This window comes from Neoaquamicrobium microcysteis, from assembly GCF_008180155.1.
Taxonomy (GTDB): domain Bacteria; phylum Pseudomonadota; class Alphaproteobacteria; order Rhizobiales; family Rhizobiaceae; genus Aerobium; species Aerobium microcysteis.
The window spans coordinates 52,140-67,678 of sequence record NZ_VSZS01000057.1 but is presented as its reverse complement, the minus strand read 5'-3'; the positions used below and the strand labels follow the sequence as shown (position 1 = coordinate 67,678).

The 15,539-nt window shown below is 63.6% G+C and carries 12 protein-coding genes and 1 riboswitch; of the genes, 9 read left to right on the top strand and 3 right to left on the bottom strand.

Features of this window, described 5'->3' with window-relative positions:
* Nucleotides 1-15: 15 nt before the first annotated feature.
* The 9 genes from FY036_RS05880 (at nt 16) to FY036_RS05840 (ending at nt 10,810) form a co-directional block, all read left to right on the top strand.
* Entirely contained in the window at nt 16-1,725 is a 1,710-nt protein-coding gene (locus tag FY036_RS05880; protein ID WP_148913869.1) for an alpha/beta hydrolase, read from the top strand.
* Between the two features lie 119 nt (nt 1,726-1,844).
* The gene (locus FY036_RS05875) at nt 1,845-2,840 is read left to right on the top strand and encodes a TRAP transporter substrate-binding protein (RefSeq protein WP_148913784.1); all 996 of its coding nucleotides are present in this window, start codon (nt 1,845-1,847) and stop codon (nt 2,838-2,840) included.
* 63 nt (nt 2,841-2,903) lie between these two features.
* Nucleotides 2,904-3,416 carry a TRAP transporter small permease gene (locus FY036_RS05870; RefSeq protein ID WP_148913783.1) on the top strand — a complete coding sequence of 171 codons (513 nt, stop codon included), beginning with the start codon at nt 2,904-2,906 and terminating at the stop codon, nt 3,414-3,416.
* Nucleotides 3,417-3,453: 37 nt separating this feature from the next.
* Nucleotides 3,454-4,737: a TRAP transporter large permease gene (locus FY036_RS05865; RefSeq protein WP_148913782.1), complete on the top strand. Its 1,284-nt coding sequence runs from the start codon at nt 3,454-3,456 to the stop codon at nt 4,735-4,737.
* A 111-nt stretch (nt 4,738-4,848) separates the two neighbouring features.
* Entirely contained in the window at nt 4,849-5,841 is a 993-nt protein-coding gene (gene galE, locus FY036_RS05860) for a UDP-glucose 4-epimerase GalE (RefSeq protein ID WP_148913781.1), read from the top strand.
* 56 nt (nt 5,842-5,897) lie between these two features.
* Nucleotides 5,898-6,102: riboswitch (cobalamin riboswitch) on the top strand.
* 180 nt (nt 6,103-6,282) lie between these two features.
* A complete protein-coding gene (locus FY036_RS05855; protein ID WP_148913780.1) occupies nt 6,283-8,160 on the top strand; it encodes a TonB-dependent receptor domain-containing protein in 1,878 nt (625 codons plus the stop codon).
* 12 nt (nt 8,161-8,172) lie between these two features.
* Nucleotides 8,173-9,024, top strand: coding sequence for an ABC transporter substrate-binding protein (locus FY036_RS05850; RefSeq protein WP_148913779.1), 852 nt, complete (start codon nt 8,173-8,175; stop codon nt 9,022-9,024).
* On the top strand, nt 9,021-10,022 hold the full coding sequence (locus FY036_RS05845) for a FecCD family ABC transporter permease (RefSeq protein WP_148913778.1): 1,002 nt from the start codon (nt 9,021-9,023) through the stop codon (nt 10,020-10,022). Before FY036_RS05850 ends, FY036_RS05845 begins: the two co-directional genes overlap by 4 nt.
* On the top strand, nt 10,019-10,810 hold the full coding sequence (locus FY036_RS05840) for an ABC transporter ATP-binding protein (protein ID WP_148913777.1): 792 nt from the start codon (nt 10,019-10,021) through the stop codon (nt 10,808-10,810). Before FY036_RS05845 ends, FY036_RS05840 begins: the two co-directional genes overlap by 4 nt.
* A gap of 4 nt (nt 10,811-10,814) precedes the next feature.
* Here the strand turns inward: FY036_RS05840 and FY036_RS05835 are convergent, their stop codons facing one another.
* From FY036_RS05835 to acnA, 3 genes are all read right to left on the bottom strand, one after another.
* Nucleotides 10,815-11,201 (bottom strand): DUF2794 domain-containing protein, encoded by a 387-nt coding sequence (locus tag FY036_RS05835; RefSeq protein ID WP_148913776.1) that lies wholly within the window; start codon nt 11,199-11,201, stop codon nt 10,815-10,817.
* Nucleotides 11,202-11,614: 413 nt separating this feature from the next.
* Nucleotides 11,615-12,370 carry a DUF1223 domain-containing protein gene (locus FY036_RS05830; RefSeq protein WP_235897557.1) on the bottom strand — a complete coding sequence of 252 codons (756 nt, stop codon included), beginning with the start codon at nt 12,368-12,370 and terminating at the stop codon, nt 11,615-11,617.
* A 301-nt stretch (nt 12,371-12,671) separates the two neighbouring features.
* Entirely contained in the window at nt 12,672-15,362 is a 2,691-nt protein-coding gene (gene acnA, locus FY036_RS05825; protein ID WP_148913774.1) for an aconitate hydratase AcnA, read from the bottom strand.
* Nucleotides 15,363-15,539 lie beyond the last annotated feature (177 nt).

Genomic DNA, 15,539 nt, shown 5'->3' with positions numbered 1-15,539 from the left:
AGCTAAATGACCTCCATGCGCTCCCGAGAAACCGGTATCCGGACCCTTCCCGCGACGATCCTAGGCTGGGTGGCCGCCCTTGGCGGATCGTTCTGCACGGTCGGGCTGCTGCTAGGGACGCTGTTTTTCGCCGCCTCGCTCACGCCAAGTCTCATCCCGCGCGACTTCGTCCTGCAGGGCGTGCTTTCCGGATGCTCGTTTGCGGCAGGCTACGGCATCGGCGTGTTCGCGCGCTGGCTGTGGTCTTACCTGGAACTGCCGCAGCCCTCGCGCCAGATCGAGTTGTCCGCCAAGCTTTCGGCAGCGGTTTTCACCATAGCGGCCGCGCTGCTCTTTCTATGGCGCGCGTCGGAGTGGCAAAACTCCATCCGCATATTGATGGACCTCGAACCGGTTGCCGGTGCGCGGCCGATGGAGGTTGGGCTGATCGCGCTTGCCGTATTCATCGCGATCATGATGCTTGCCCGCCTTTTCAAGCTCACGCTCCATCTGGTTTCGCAATATCTCCACCGCTACATCCCGCGGCGCGTCGCCAACGTATTGGGCGCGCTGATCGCTATCGCGTTCTTCTGGTCGGTGGTGGACGGCGTCCTGCTGCGGTTCGGGCTGAGGGTGGCGGATACGTCCTTCCAGCAGTTCGACGCGCTGATCGAGAGCGGGGTGGAACAGCCCGCCGATCCGCTGAAGACGGGCAGCGCGGCATCGCTCATCGGCTGGGAACTGCTCGGCCGCGCCGGGCGCCAGTTCGTCTCTTCGGGCCCGACGCGCGACGAGATCGCCGCGCTGTCCGACGGTGACGCAATGGAGCCGATCCGCGTGTTCGTGGGCCTCAACTCGGCCGAAACGGTCGAGGCGCGGGTTGCGCTTGCCCTGGAGGAACTCAAGCGCACCGGTGCTTTCGAACGGTCGCTGCTGGTGCTTGTGACGCCGACCGGCACCGGGTGGATCGACCCCTCGGCAACCGACGCGCTGGAACATCTGCATCGCGGCGACGTCGCCAGCGTGGCAGTGCAATATTCCTACCTGACGAGTTGGCTTTCGCTGCTCATCGAACCGGGCTACGGGGCCGAGACATCGAGGGCGCTGTTTGCCGCCGTCTACGAATACTGGACGGCGTTGCCCGAAAACAGCCGGCCGAGACTCTATCTGCACGGGCTGAGCCTCGGAGCGCTGAACTCGGACCTCTCCTTCAACATCTTCGATGTGGTCGGCGATCCATTTCACGGGGCGTTGTGGAGCGGCCCTCCGTTTTCCAGCGTCACGTGGCGCGCCGCAACCTCCGGCCGCAACACCGGCTCGCCTGCATGGTTGCCCCAGTTCCGCGATGGCTCGGCGATCCGCTTCGCAAACCAGACCGGAATGACCAAGCCGCCTGGCGCCGAGTGGGGACCGATCCGCATCGTCTATCTCCAGTACGCAAGCGACCCGGTGACGTTCTTCGAGCCGGGAGCCTTCTACCGCGAGCCGGCATGGATGACTGGACCGCGCGGACCGGACGTATCGGACGAGTTGCGCTGGTATCCCGTCATCACGCTGCTTCAACTCGCGCTCGACATGGCGCTTGCTACCACGGCGCCTATCGGTCATGGGCACACCTATGCGCCGGAACATTACGTCGATGCGTGGATGGAGGTAACGCAGCCGCAAGGGTGGACGCCTGCCAGCATCGAGCGGCTCAAGGCGGCGCTGACGCCCGAACCGGAAATCCTTCGTCAAGCGCGATAGGCCGCGCGATACGATACCCGCAAAGATTGAACGCGGCGTCCGAAGCTGGCATAAGCCGACACCTCGCACCATGCGACAGCTATTGCAGGCGCGCCTGCACATCAGGGAGAGAATCACGGATGACGCATTTCACCAAGCATATCGGGGCAGCCGCCATTGCGCTGGCCGTGAGCGGACCAGGCTTTGTCGGCGTGGCGCAGGCGCAGCAGGAAGTGAAGCTCGGCTACGCGCTGGCCGTCGAGTCGCACTACGGTGTGGCCGCCGAGAAGTGGGAAGAGGTCGTCGAGGCTGAAGCAGGCGACCGGTTCACCTTCCGCCACTTCCCCTCGTCTGGACTGGGCGGCGAGCGCGAAGTGATCGAGGGCCTTCAACTCGGTACCGTCGAGGCCACCATCGTGTCGTCCGGCACGCTTTCCAACTTCGTTCCCGAAACCGGCGTGTTCGACATCCCGTTCCTGTTCCGTGACCTCGCCCACGCGCGCACGGTGCTGGATGGCCCCATCGGACAGGACATCCTTGCGAAGTTCGACGATGCGGGGCTCGTGGCGCTGGCATGGGGTGAGCAGGGCTTCCGCCACATCACCAACAACCGCAACGCTATTGCCGGGCCTGCCGATGTTGCCGGCCTGAAGCTGCGCACGATGGAAAACCCGATCCACATCACCGCCTTCGAGACGCTGGGTGCTGCTCCCACGCCGATGGCATGGCCGGAGGTTATCGGCGCGCTGCAGCAGGGCACGATCGACGGACAGGAAAACCCGCTTTCCGTCATCACGTCGGCCAATCTTTCCGAGGTTCAGAAGTACCTGACCGTGTCCGGCCACGTCTATTCGCCGGCCATGCTGCTCGTCTCGCAGCAGCTCTGGGACGGCATGTCGGCGGAAGACCAGGAACTGTTCCGCAAGGCGGCCAGCGAAGCCGCTGTTGCCATGCGCGGTTTCGTCGACAACGTAGAGACCTCCGGCGTGGCCCAGCTTCGTGAGGCCGGAATGGAAGTGGGCGAACTCTCGACCGAGCAGAAGGCCGCGTTCCAGGAAGCGCTGGGTTCCGCGTACGAGCAGTACTACGGTACCTATGACAAGGAACTGGTCGACCAGATCATCGCGACCGAATAGTCGGTCGGGATGATGGGACCTGCCGGCGCGGTCTTGCCGCGCCGGCGTTTCGGGGACGGGTTCATGAAGACCTTCGAGCGCTGGTTCGTGGAACTCAACAAATGGGTTCTGGTGCTGCTTCTTGCCGCCATGTCGGTGATCGTCTTCGCCAACGTCTCCTTGCGATATCTGAGCAACTTTTCCATCGTCTGGGCCGAAGAGGTGGCGCGGTACCTGATGATATGGCTGACCTTTCTGGGCGCCGGGCTGGTGCTCCGCTTCGGCGGACATGTCGCCATTACGAATTTGCAGGATGCGTTGGGCCAGCGGATGCAGCGCGCGGTGCGCCTGCTGATCGCGGTCCTCCTTCTCGGCTTCTTCGTCGTGATGATCTGGATCGGCCACGACTACATGTTGCGGATGGGGCGCCAGATGACCCCGGCGACACGCATACCCTTCAGCTATGTCTACGCGGCCATGCCGATAGGCTTCGTGCTGCTGGTCGCCCACTTGCTGTTGATCGCGAAGCACTATGTGCGTGGCACCATGCCCGACAGCGATGCTCAGGCCATGGACAAGCAGGCGGTGGCGGGATGAGCCGCACCGGCGCGACCGCGGGAGCGGTGGGGAAACGATGACCGCTATCCTCTTCGGTGCATTCTTCGTCCTGCTCGTCATTGGCGTGCCGGTGGCGTTCGCGATGGCCATATCGGCCGCGCTGGCGGTCTATTTCGGCTCAAGCTATCCGCTGATCGTCGTCGTCAAGGAGATGTTCTCCGGGCTGGATTCCTTTCCGCTCATGGCCGTGCCATTCTTCGTGCTGGCGGCCGAACTGATGACCGGCGGCGCGATGACGCATATCCTGCTGCGCTTCGCCTCCCAGTTCGTCGGCCACCTGCGCGGCGGGCTTGGCTACGCCAACGTGCTGTCGTCCACCATGTTCGCGGGCATTTCGGGGTCGGCGCTGGCCGACGCGGCCGGTCCAGGCGCGATGATGGTGCGGATGATGGAGAAGGGCGGCTACGACAGGCCGTACGCCGCCGCGCTTACGGCGTCGAGTGCGGTGATCGGGCCGATCATCCCGCCGTCGATCATCATGATCCTCTATGCGATGCAGGTGGATCGCGTGTCCGTGGGTGCCCTGTTCATGGCCGGCATTGTGCCGGGCCTGATGATGGCCGCGATGCTGTGTGCGGCTAACTGGTATGTCTGCCGCCAGCGCGGCTATCGCAGCGCCGAACCGCGGCCTTCGCCGGGCGAAATGATGCGTACCACGTTGCATGCGATACCCGCGCTGATGCTGATAGTCATCATCATCGGCGGCATCAGGGCAGGCATCTTCACGCCCACCGAAGCGTCCGTGGTGGCGGTGTTCTACGCCCTCGTCTGCGGCATGTTCGTCTACCGATCGCTCAAGCTGCGCGACCTGCCCGAGATCGTCTATCGCGCCGCACTCGTCAGCGTGGCGGTGCTGCTGATACTCGCGGCGGCGCGCGCCTTCGCATGGGTTCTCATCATACAGAGCGTGCCGCAGACGCTTGCGGCCACCATCGGCGGCTGGGAACTCAGCCCGATCGTCTTCCTGCTTGCCGTGAACCTCCTGCTGCTGGTCTTCGGCCTGTTCATGGACCCGCTACCGGGAGTGATGGTGCTGGTTCCCATACTGGCGCCGATCGCCCACTCGCTCGGCATCGACCCTGTGCACTTCGCGATCGTTGTTATCGTAAACCTGACACTGGGGCTCATCACGCCGCCTGTGGGAAGCCTGCTCTTCGTCGTCTCATCTACAGTGAAGATCAGGGTGACCGATCTTGTGAGGGAAATGCCGCCCTTCTTCATCGCACATCTCGTGGTTCTCGCGCTGCTGACCTTCGTGCCGGCGCTATCGACATGGCTGCCGCGCGTCAGCGGCTTTTGACGCCCATCACCCTGCGTTAACCGGCCTGAAATCGGCAGTTGCCATAAGAGTTGCGGTTGCGCATTGTGCGGTGCGGTAGAACCGGTTCCTTGAATGGCGAGGGTTTGACGAATGGCAGTCTTGGTGACAGGCGGGGCCGGCTATATCGGCAGCCACATGGTGTGGGCCCTGCTGGATGCGGGCGAGGACGTGGTCGTGCTGGACCGGCTCTCTACCGGCTTCGAATGGGCGGTCGCGCCGGAGGCAAGACTGGTGGTGGGCGACATAGGCGATGCCGAACTGGTGGGCTCGCTAATCGAGAAGCATTCGGTGGACGCGATCATCCACTTCGCCGGCTCAATCGTGGTGCCAGAGTCGGTGGCCGACCCGCTCGGCTACTACTCCAACAACACCTGCAAGACACGCACGCTGCTGGAAGCCGCCGTCAAGGGGTCGGTCCGGCATTTCATCTTCTCCTCCACGGCCGCCGTCTATGGCGCGGCCGGAATAGACCCGGTGCAGGAAACGGCGCCGCTCCTGCCGGAATCGCCCTATGGCACATCCAAGCTGATGAGCGAGCTGATGCTGCGCGACGCCGCCGCGGCGCACGATTTCACCTACACCGCGCTGCGCTACTTCAACGTGGCCGGCGCAGACCCGCGCGGCCGCACCGGCCAGTCCACCCCGGGCGCGACGCATCTCATCAAGGTGGCAAGCGAGACGGCCTTGGGCAAGCGAGCCTCGCTGACGGTTTTCGGCGACGACTATCCCACCCCCGACGGCACCTGCGTACGCGACTACATTCATGTGTCGGACCTCGCAAACGTTCATCTGCTGGCGCTTCAGCGGCTGCGTGCCGGCGGTGGCAATCTTGTCGCCAATTGCGGCTACAACCACGGCTATTCGGTGCTCGAGGTGCTCGATTCGGTTCGCCGGGTCTTCGGCAGCGACTTCAACGTCGCGATGGGTCCGCGCCGGCCGGGTGATGCCGCAGCCGTCGTGGCAGACTCGACACTGGCGCGCTCGGAACTCGGCTGGAAACCCGCCCACGACAATCTCGACGGGATCGTGGGCGACGCGCTCGCCTGGGAGAAGGCGCTGTCGCACCGCAACAGCCGGGGTTGACGTTCAGTTTCCGGCACAGCCGTCCAAGCGCGTTGACGCGAGCGTGAACAAGCGCTAGCACCGATATCGGAACAGGTTCCGCCGCAAGGTGGATGAAAATGGGAACGCGGTGAGGCCTTCGGGCTGATGCCGCGGCTGCCCCCGCAACTGTAACCGTTGAGCCATCTTCCGGACGCCACTGACCCCAACAAGGTCGGGAAGGCGGAAGAACCAAGGCGATGACACGGAAGCCAGGAGACCTGCCCGTTCCGGTCACCCATGCCAGGATACGGGGTGTGTCCAGGCGCGGTCGTCCGTCGCGGTGACATCGAGAAGCTACCGCATGCCGGAAACGGCCGGGCGATCGATGTGCATCCGCCATCACTGCCCCCAGCCATGAACGCCTGCGGTCTGATGCAACCGGGGCGCATGGCGCTTCCATTCTGGAAGTTGGGGACCGACATGAACAGACTTATTCTTTCGGCAAGCGTATTGGCGCTCGCGGCAGGCGGCGGGGCACACGCGCAGGCGCCTGACAACGCCGATAGCGGCGCAACTCTGCTCGAGACGATCGTGGTGACGACACCGCTGCGGCGCGAGACGCCGCTGGTGCGTTCGACATCATCCGTCACCGTGATCGAGGAAGAGGAGATTGCACGTTCGGCCGCGCCCGACCTGCCCTCGCTCCTGAAGCGCTATACCGGAGTTTCGGTGACCACCTATGGCGGGCAGGGGTCAACCTCGAACGTCCAGCTTCGCGGCATGTCATCCACGCAGACGCTGGTTCTGGTCAACGGCGTGCGCACCGCCGCGGCGACCAGTGGAACGAGCACGCTGTTTGCCATTCCGTTGTCCGCGATCGAGCGGATCGAGATCGCAAAGGGGCCCCATTCGGCCCAGTATGGCGCCGACGCAATGGGCGGCGTCATCAACATCATTACCAAGCAGGGCGGAAGCTGCGGCGACGGGCGCGACTTCTGCGGCAGCGTAACGACGGGTGTCACGCATCCTTGGGGCGCGCATCTCTCTGCGGACGTGCGGGGGCAGACCGGCGGGCTGGACTATGCCGTCGGCGGCAGCCTTCTGGGAACCAGAGGCTACAACTTCACCTACCCGACCGCATGGGGCTACGAGCCCGACGATGACGGTTTCATGCAGGGCTCACTGAACTTCTCGGTCGGCAGGGACTTCGACTGGGGGCGCATTTACGCCGACGGCCTCTTTTCACGTTCGCGCTCGCAGTACGACGCCAATTCGTTCGAGTACAACGAGGTGGATAGCACCACCTTCGCCGGCAAGATCGGCGCGCGGATCGACCATGCGCATGACTGGAACACCCGGGTCGAGCTCTCCAGCGGCATCGATCTGAGCGAGAATTTCCGCGATGGCCTGCCTGGCTCCGACCAGTTCGACACCGTGCGCTACGGCGTGTTCGCCTCGACGGAGAAGACCTTCGAGACGGACGCCGCAACCCATACCCTGCTTGGCGGCGTAGAAGCCTATCGCGAGAGCATCGACGTAAGCGTAGATAGCTTCGGCCCGGTCATTTTTCCGGTGACGTCGAGAACGCTTGCTGCCGGTTTCGCGCAGTATTCGGCGGAACTCGGCGCCCTGACTTTCGACAGCGGCATCCGTCACGACTACAACGAGCAGTTCGGCAGTGCGACGACCTACAATCTGGGCGCCAGCTACGAGATCGTGCCGGATCTCGTCGCGCGTGCGTCCTACGGAACGGGCTTCCGCGCGCCGACCTTCAACGACCTCTACTATCCGGGCTTCTCGAACCCGAACCTGCGTCCCGAGAAGTCGCAGACCTACGAGGTGGGCCTGACGTGGAGCCCGACCGTCGATACGACCATCGATTTTGCCGTCTACCAGAGCAACCTTCGCGATCTGATAACGCTCGATTCCACCTTCACGCCGATGAACATCGGACGGGCGAGGATCAGGGGTTTCGAGGCTTCGGTGGCGCATGCCTTCGATGCCCGTTGGTCGGCCAAGGCCTCGATCGACGTGCGCGAGCCGATCAACCTCGATACGGGCCTCTACATTCCCAACCGGGATCGGTTCAAGGCGGCGGCGGAGGTCACTTTCGCGGCGACCGAAAAGCTCGACGTAACGGCGAAGGTGCTCTACGGCTCGTCGCGGCATTCCAACGTCGCCAATACGGCACGGCTGCCCGACTATGTGACAGTGGATGTTTCGGCCGACTATCGCTTCGATGACCAGTCCAGCCTGAAGTTCGCCGTCGAGAACCTGTTCGATGAAGAATACTCGACGCAAACCGACTATCGCGCGCCCGGCCGGACCATCAATCTGAGCTTCACGCGTCTCTTCTAGGAAAAAGAAAAGTTGTCCGTCGCCCGCATTGCCGGTTTGATTGTCGCTTTGACCGGTTTCTGCGGCGCGACGGATGTGTTTGCATCGGGCGAAACGGCGCCGAAGCGCGTCGTGTCCATGAACGTTTGCACGGATCAACTCGCCATGCTGGTGGCGGGCGAGGGGCAGCTTCATTCCGTCTCGAATCTCGCCGCCGATCCGGGGATTTCGGTTCTGGCGGACGAGGCTGGACGCTACGTCGTCAATCACGGCATGGGCGAGGAAGTATTCCTGATGGGGCCCGATCTCGTTCTTGCAGGCACCTTTACGGCGCAGCCGGCAGTCGAGATGCTGCGCCGGCTTGGGTTCCGGGTCGAGCAGTTTCCGCCAGAAAGCACTTTCGAGGGCATTCGGGACAGCATCCGGCGCATGGGACAGTTGCTTGGCAGGCAGGAACGCGCCGAAGAACTGGTTGCGGAGCTCGAAGCCGGGCTGGACGACCTTTTGCGAGAGCCTGTGGCGAACCTCTCGGTCGCCGTCTATTCCGCAAACAGCTACACGTCGGGCGAGGGGTCGTTGTCGCATGCCGTGATCGAGGCGGCGGGGCTCACCAACATCACCGACAAGCTCGGCATTGCAGGCGTGCAGCGGATTCCACTGGAGCAGCTCGTGCTTGCCGATCCCGACATCGTGGTTCTCGGTGAGCAGCACTACGAGAAACCGGCCCTCGCGCAGGAGAATTTCCAGCACCCGGCTTTCAGGGCGATCGCGTCCGGCGATCGGCTGGTGCGCATACCGGACCGCTACTGGATATGCGGTGCGCCGTTCACACTGGAGGCTGCCAGAATGCTCAGGCAGGCTGCCGGCGAGGTTGCCGAGCAATGAGCGAGCAAGCCCGATATGCGGCGGTTTTGCTGGCTCTGGCCGTTCTCACGCTATCGCTTTTCATCGCCTCGCTGACGACGGGGCCAGCCGAGGCGGGTTTCCGGCAGAGCCTGGCTGCGCTGTTTGTCGATGAGGGGGACCTCATGTCGCTGGTGATGCGTGAGATACGCCTGCCGCGCGCCGTTCTGGGCCTGATGATCGGCGCGACACTCGGCCTTTCGGGCGCAGTGCTGCAAGGCTACCTGCGCAACCCGTTGGCCGAACCCGGACTTTTAGGCATCAGCGCTTCGGCGTCGCTCGGCGCGGTGCTGGCCATTTACACGGGGTTGTCGGCCACATTTGCGCTCGGCCTCCCGCTTGCCGCACTCGCAGGCGCTGTCATTGCCGTATTGCTCGTACGCGCAATGGCGGGAGAACGCGGCGGCACGCTGACGATCATCCTGGCCGGTGTGGCTATCTCCGCCTTTGCCGGAGCGATGACCTCGCTCGCATTGAACCTTTCTTCCAACCCTTTCGCAGCGCTGGAGATCGTGTTCTGGATGCTCGGCTCGCTTGCCGACAGGTCGATGACGCATCTGTGGCTGTCGGGCCCCTTCATGGTTGCCGGATGGGTGATGCTGGCGATGCTGGCCCGGCCGCTCGACGTACTGACGCTGGGCGCGGACGCCGCCTCCAGCATCGGGATAGACATGCGCAGGGTGCAGTTTCTGGCCATCACCGGTACCGCCGCTTCGGTGGGCGGAGCAACTGCGGTTGCCGGCGCGATCGGCTTCGTCGGGCTGGTCGTTCCGCACCTCCTGCGCCCGCTGGTGGGTTCTGTGCCTTCGCGGCTGCTACCGGCCAGTGCGCTCGGCGGAGCATCCGTGCTGCTGGCCGCCGATGTGCTGGTACGGCTTATCGCGCCCGGCCGGGATCTCAAGCTGGGTGTGCTGACGGCAATCGTCGGCGCGCCGTTCTTCCTGTGGCTGATCTGGCGGACGCGGAGGCAGATGCTGTGAGCCTGCTTCGTCTCAGCGACGTTTCGGCTCGGCTCGGTGGCAAGGCGGTGCTGGATGGCGTCGATCTTTCCATCCGCGAAGGAGAGTTCGTCGGCCTGATCGGGCCAAACGGCGCAGGCAAGTCGACGCTTCTTCGGGCGGTGCTCGGTTTGACGCCGTCTTCGGGAGAAATCGACATCGGTGGAACGCCGGCCTTAAACCTGAGCGCGACGGCGCGAGCGAAGATCGTCTCCTATCTGCCGCAGGAACGCGAGATCGCATGGCCGGTTACTGCCGAGCGGCTTGTAGGGCTGGGTCGCTCGCCGCATATGCCGGCCTTTGCCGGCCTAGGCGAACGCGACAACGCAGCAGTTCTGCGCGCCATGCAGCGCATGGACGTTGCCGAATTTGCGGCACGGCCTGCAACCGAATTGTCCGGGGGTGAGAAAGCTCGCGTGCTAATCGCCCGCGCGCTGGCGCAGGAAGCGCCGCTGATGCTGGCGGATGAGCCTACCGCCGGTCTGGACCCTTTGCATCAGATTGCGCTGATGCGGGTCTTCGCAGCGCTCGCGCGGGAAGGCGCCAGTGTCGTCGCATGCCTTCACGATCTGGGCCTGGCGGCGCGCTGGTGCACTCGGCTGGTGCTGCTGGATGCCGGCAGAATCGTGGCGGACGGCACCCCTGCCGAGGTGCTGACGCAAGCGCGGTTGCGCGACGTCTATAACATCGAGGCGTATATCGGCGAGGTCGGCGGGGGGCTCGTGGTATACCCGCTCGATCTTTCAAGCTTGCCTGATGCCCAGCGGTAAGGCGCTACGCACGCACGACCTTGAGAGACTTGTCGAAGACGGTGAGCACGCGGGCGAGGTCGTGGCCGCGTTTCATGATAAGACCGCTTGCGGCTATGACGGAGAATGCGCCCTGCTTTCGCGCGAGAGCCGGCGTCTTGACGATCTGAAAGAGCGGCACTTCGCTGGTGCGCCGGAATACCGAAAATACCGCGCGGTCGCGCATGTGGTCGATCGCATAGTCGCGCCATTCGCCGGCACCGACCATCACGCTATAAATTTTGAGGATTTCGTCGAGCTCGCGCCGATGGAACGTTACAGGCAGATTCTCCCGGACACGCCTTGCCTCGTGCAGCGGGATCAGTATTGCGGAGTCGTCCCTATCCTCCGCGCCCGCGCCGTGATCGGTCATGCAGTGGCCTTTCGTGACAGTTCTACGACTGAAGAAAGGTCGTCCTTCCGGCGCTGAAATGCAAGCCCCTGACGGGTCGTCTATATGCGGATCTACCACCGGTTGCGGTGCGGCGACGCTACGTTTCCTCACGAACGATCACAAAGAGCCACAGCGTGTCGCCATTGGTGATGATCCGCCATATTTTGGCCGTCTTTTATCCAATCTCGCGCCCCAATGTGCCGCGACCATCCCCCTGTTGCCTGAGACGGTTCGGTCCGGCAAGGCCCTGTAACCCCAAGCCCCCCGCCCACGGGGCAAGGTCGGATCGAACCAACTCCAGGTCCAACCGGATCATCGACGGTACGACGATCCCAAAGCAATCACCGGTGCTGACTTCAGTGCCGGTTTTTGTTTTTGTGGGGCTGGCGACCTTACCAGTTTTGTGGACGGGTGATGATGGCTGCCCCGAGGATCGCGCCCGGCAGGCCGCCCTCCCGCCTTTCCTGCACCAGCACAGCGCAACCGCCGGCGCCTTTCTTGGCGATCTCGCTCATTGGAAGCTCGAAGCGCGCCTTGCTGCCATGCCACATGCCTGCGGTGTGGAAGCCCGCCACGGCGTTCCAGTAGGTGAAGCTGCGCCCCTTGTTCTCGCCGCGGGTGATCTCGACCTCGGTAGCCGAATTGAAATACACCAGCACTACATGGGCGTTATCGACCTTACGCTCCGCTGCTCCGGTCTCGATCACCACGGAGTCACCACTGTAGGAAACGTCCACGTCGATGACGAGGCCTTCCCGCGTGCCTTTCATGCGGTCGATCGCTGCGTGAACCTTGTAGTGCTTGGCTCCGTTCATCTGCTGGCGGCCGTTCACGACCGCCTGGGGCGTGTATACCGAGCGGTTGCCGAAGCTGCGGCTGTACTCCTGCTGCCGCGCGGTGTTATCGGGGCTCGCCAGCGTGTCGCGCCAGCCGAGGTAGTCCCAGTAGTCGACGTGATAAGCAAGGGCCACGACATCGCCGCTCGCGGCCAACTCGCTCAGCATCTCGTCGGCCGGCGGGCAGGATGTGCAGCCCTGGCTTGTGAAGAGCTCGACGACTGCCACGGGCCGCTTGACATGCTCCGCGGCTGTCGCGCCCCAGGGCAATACAAGGATAAGCAGAGCCGTCGCCAGCTTCAGGAGGTTCACGCCCAACGATCTTGTCCGAATGTCCTCACCGGGCCCGAAGGACCCGTCTTGATGCGCGCACATTAGGCAGGCCCAAGCTCAACGGAAAGTCACGTTGCGGTGAAAAATTTAGGCCAAACACCAATTTCGAGCGTCCAGTGCGAGGTTTGACGCTTCGAAGCTCAGCATCGGCGCCTTTGCAGGCCTGCGGAGCGTGGATTTTTGGACTCAAGAGCGGCCGGCTGGCGATTGGCTGCCAGTCAAAGAAAGGCCGCCGGCGTGATTGCGCCGGCGGCCTTCGATTTCGTGCTTTGCGGCGACCTTACGCGGCGAGGTCGCGGAGGACGTATTGCAGGATGCCGCCGTTCTTGAAGTAGTCGAGTTCGTCCAGCGTATCGATGCGGCAGAGGATCGGAACATCCTTTACCGAACCGTCGGCGTAAGCGACCTTCGCCACCATCTTCTGCCGCGGCGTGATGGTGTCGATGCCGTCGATCGTGACGGTCTCGTCGCCCTTCAGCCCGAGCGAAGCCCAGGTGGTGCCTTCCTCGAGCGTGTAGGGAACGATGCCCATGCCGACGAGATTGGAGCGGTGGATGCGCTCGAAGGACTGGGCGATGACCGCGCGAACGCCGAGGAGGTTCGTGCCCTTGGCCGCCCAGTCGCGCGACGAACCGTTGCCGTATTCGACGCCGGCGAAGATGACCAGCGGCACGCCCTCGGCCTTGTACCGCATGGCCGCGTCGTAGATCGACATCTCTTCCTTGGACGGATAGTGGATCGTGTAGCCGCCTTCCTTGCCGTTCTCGCCCAGCATGTGGTTGCGGATGCGGATGTTGGCGAAGGTGCCGCGCATCATCACCTCATGGTTGCCGCGCCGCGTGCCGTACTGGTTGAAGTCGGCAACGGCCACGCCGTTGTCAGTCAGATAGGCGCCAGCGGGTGATGCCGCCTTGATCGAGCCGGCAGGCGAGATGTGGTCTGTCGTGATCTTGTCGCCGAACAGGCCGAGGATGCGTGCACCCTGGATGGGTGCCACGCCGCTGGCCGAGCGGCCCATGCCCACGAAGTAAGGCGGGTTCTGCACATAGGTCGACTTGTCGTCCCAGGTGTAGGTCTGGCCCGACGGGGCCTGCACCGCCTGCCAGTTTTCGTCGCCCTTGAAGACGTCCGCATACTTCCTGGCGAAGATCTCGCGGGTGACGTACTTCTCGATGAACTCCTGGATTTCCTGTGTGGTCGGCCAGATGTCCTTGAGATAGACCGGCTTGCCGTCAGGCGTTTCGCCCAGCGGTTCGGTGGTCAGGTCCCGGGTCACTGTACCGGCCAGCGCATAGGCGACGACCAGCGGCGGCGAGGCGAGGTAGTTCGCCTGCACGTCGGGCGATACGCGACCTTCGAAATTGCGGTTGCCGGACAGCACGGCTGCCGCGATCAGGCCCTTGTCGTTGATGGTCTTGGAGATCGGGGCTGGTAGCGGACCGGAATTGCCGATGCAGGTTGTGCAGCCGAAGCCGACGAGGTTGAATCCGATCTTGTCGAGTTCGACCTGAAGGCCGGACTTTTCCAGATATTCGGCGACGACCTGCGAACCGGGGGCAAGCGAGGTCTTGACCCAGGGCTTCTGCTTGAGGCCGAGCCTGTTGGCGTTGCGCGCCAGAAGCCCGGCACCGATCAGGACCGACGGGTTCGATGTGTTGGTGCATGAGGTGATCGCGGCAATCGCGACGTCGCCGTGGCCGAGATCGAAGCTCTCACCTTCGACTGCATAGCGTTTGGCCGTATCGATGGTCTTCTTGTACTCGGTCTCGAGCGCGACGGCGAAGTTGGCTGCGATATCGCCAAGCGGCGCGCGGCCTTCGGGGCGCTTCGGGCCGGCCATCGAAGGCACGACCTCGCCGAGGTCGAGTTCCAGCGTGTCGGTGAAGACCGGATCCTCGATGCCATCCTCACGCCACATGCCTTGCGCCTTCGAATAAGCTTCGACCAGTGCGATGCGATCGTCGGCGCGGCTGGAGGTGGTGAGATAGCGGATGGTCTCGCCATCGACGGGGAAGAAGCCGCAGGTGGCGCCGTATTCCGGACCCATATTGGCGATGGTCGCGCGATCGGCAAGCGTCATGTTCGACAGGCCGGGGCCGTAGAATTCGACGAACTTGCCCACCACGCCCTTCTTGCGCAGCATCTGGGTTACGGTGAGCACGAGGTCGGTGGCCGTCAGGCCTTCCTTGAGCTTGCCGGTGAGCTTGAAGCCGATGACCTCCGGCAGCAGCATGGAAACCGGCTGGCCCAGCATTGCGGCCTCGGCCTCGATGCCGCCGACGCCCCAGCCAAGAACGCCGAGGCCGTTGATCATCGTGGTATGCGAGTCGGTGCCGACGCAGGTGTCGGGGTATGCGGTCGTTTCGCCGTCCTCTTCCTTCGTCCAGACGACCTGGCCGAGATATTCGAGATTGACCTGGTGGCAGATGCCGGTGCCGGGCGGCACGACGCGGAAGTTGCGGAATGCCTGCTGGCCCCACTTGAGGAACTTGTAGCGCTCCTCGTTGCGCTGGTACTCCAGCTCGACGTTGCGTGCGAAAGCCAGCGGCGTACCAAATTCATCGACGATGACCGAATGGTCGATGACCAGATCCACCGGAACCAGCGGGTTGATCTTCTGCGGGTCGCCGCCGAGCGCCGCGATCCCGTCGCGCATGGCCGCAAGATCGACAACCGCGGGAACGCCGGTGAAATCCTGCATCAGCACGCGCGCCGGACGATAAGCGATTTCGACGCCTGCGGTGCCCTTGTCGTTGATCCACGCCGCCACGGCGGAGATGGCGTCCTTGGTGACGGAGCGGCCATCCTCGTTGCGAAGCAGGTTCTCAAGCAGAACCTTCATCGAGAAGGGCAGGCGGCTTACGCCCTCGAGCCCGTTCTTTTCGGCTTCGGCGAGATTGAAATAGGTGTAATCCTTGCCGCCCACGGTGAGCGTTCTGCGGCAATTGAAACTGTCGAGTGAATTTGACACGTGCGATCCCTAACGTTCGGTTGCCGATTGGGTAACGGACGCCAGTGCATGCTCATCACGCGCAAAGGTGCGGGTACGGTCATTTCCGCTGTCCGTCCCCGTGCGACCCGGCCGTTCAAGGCGGCGCGCGCGCTGGTTCGGCGCAATATGGTTCCCGTGCCGACCGCTGGCACGGTT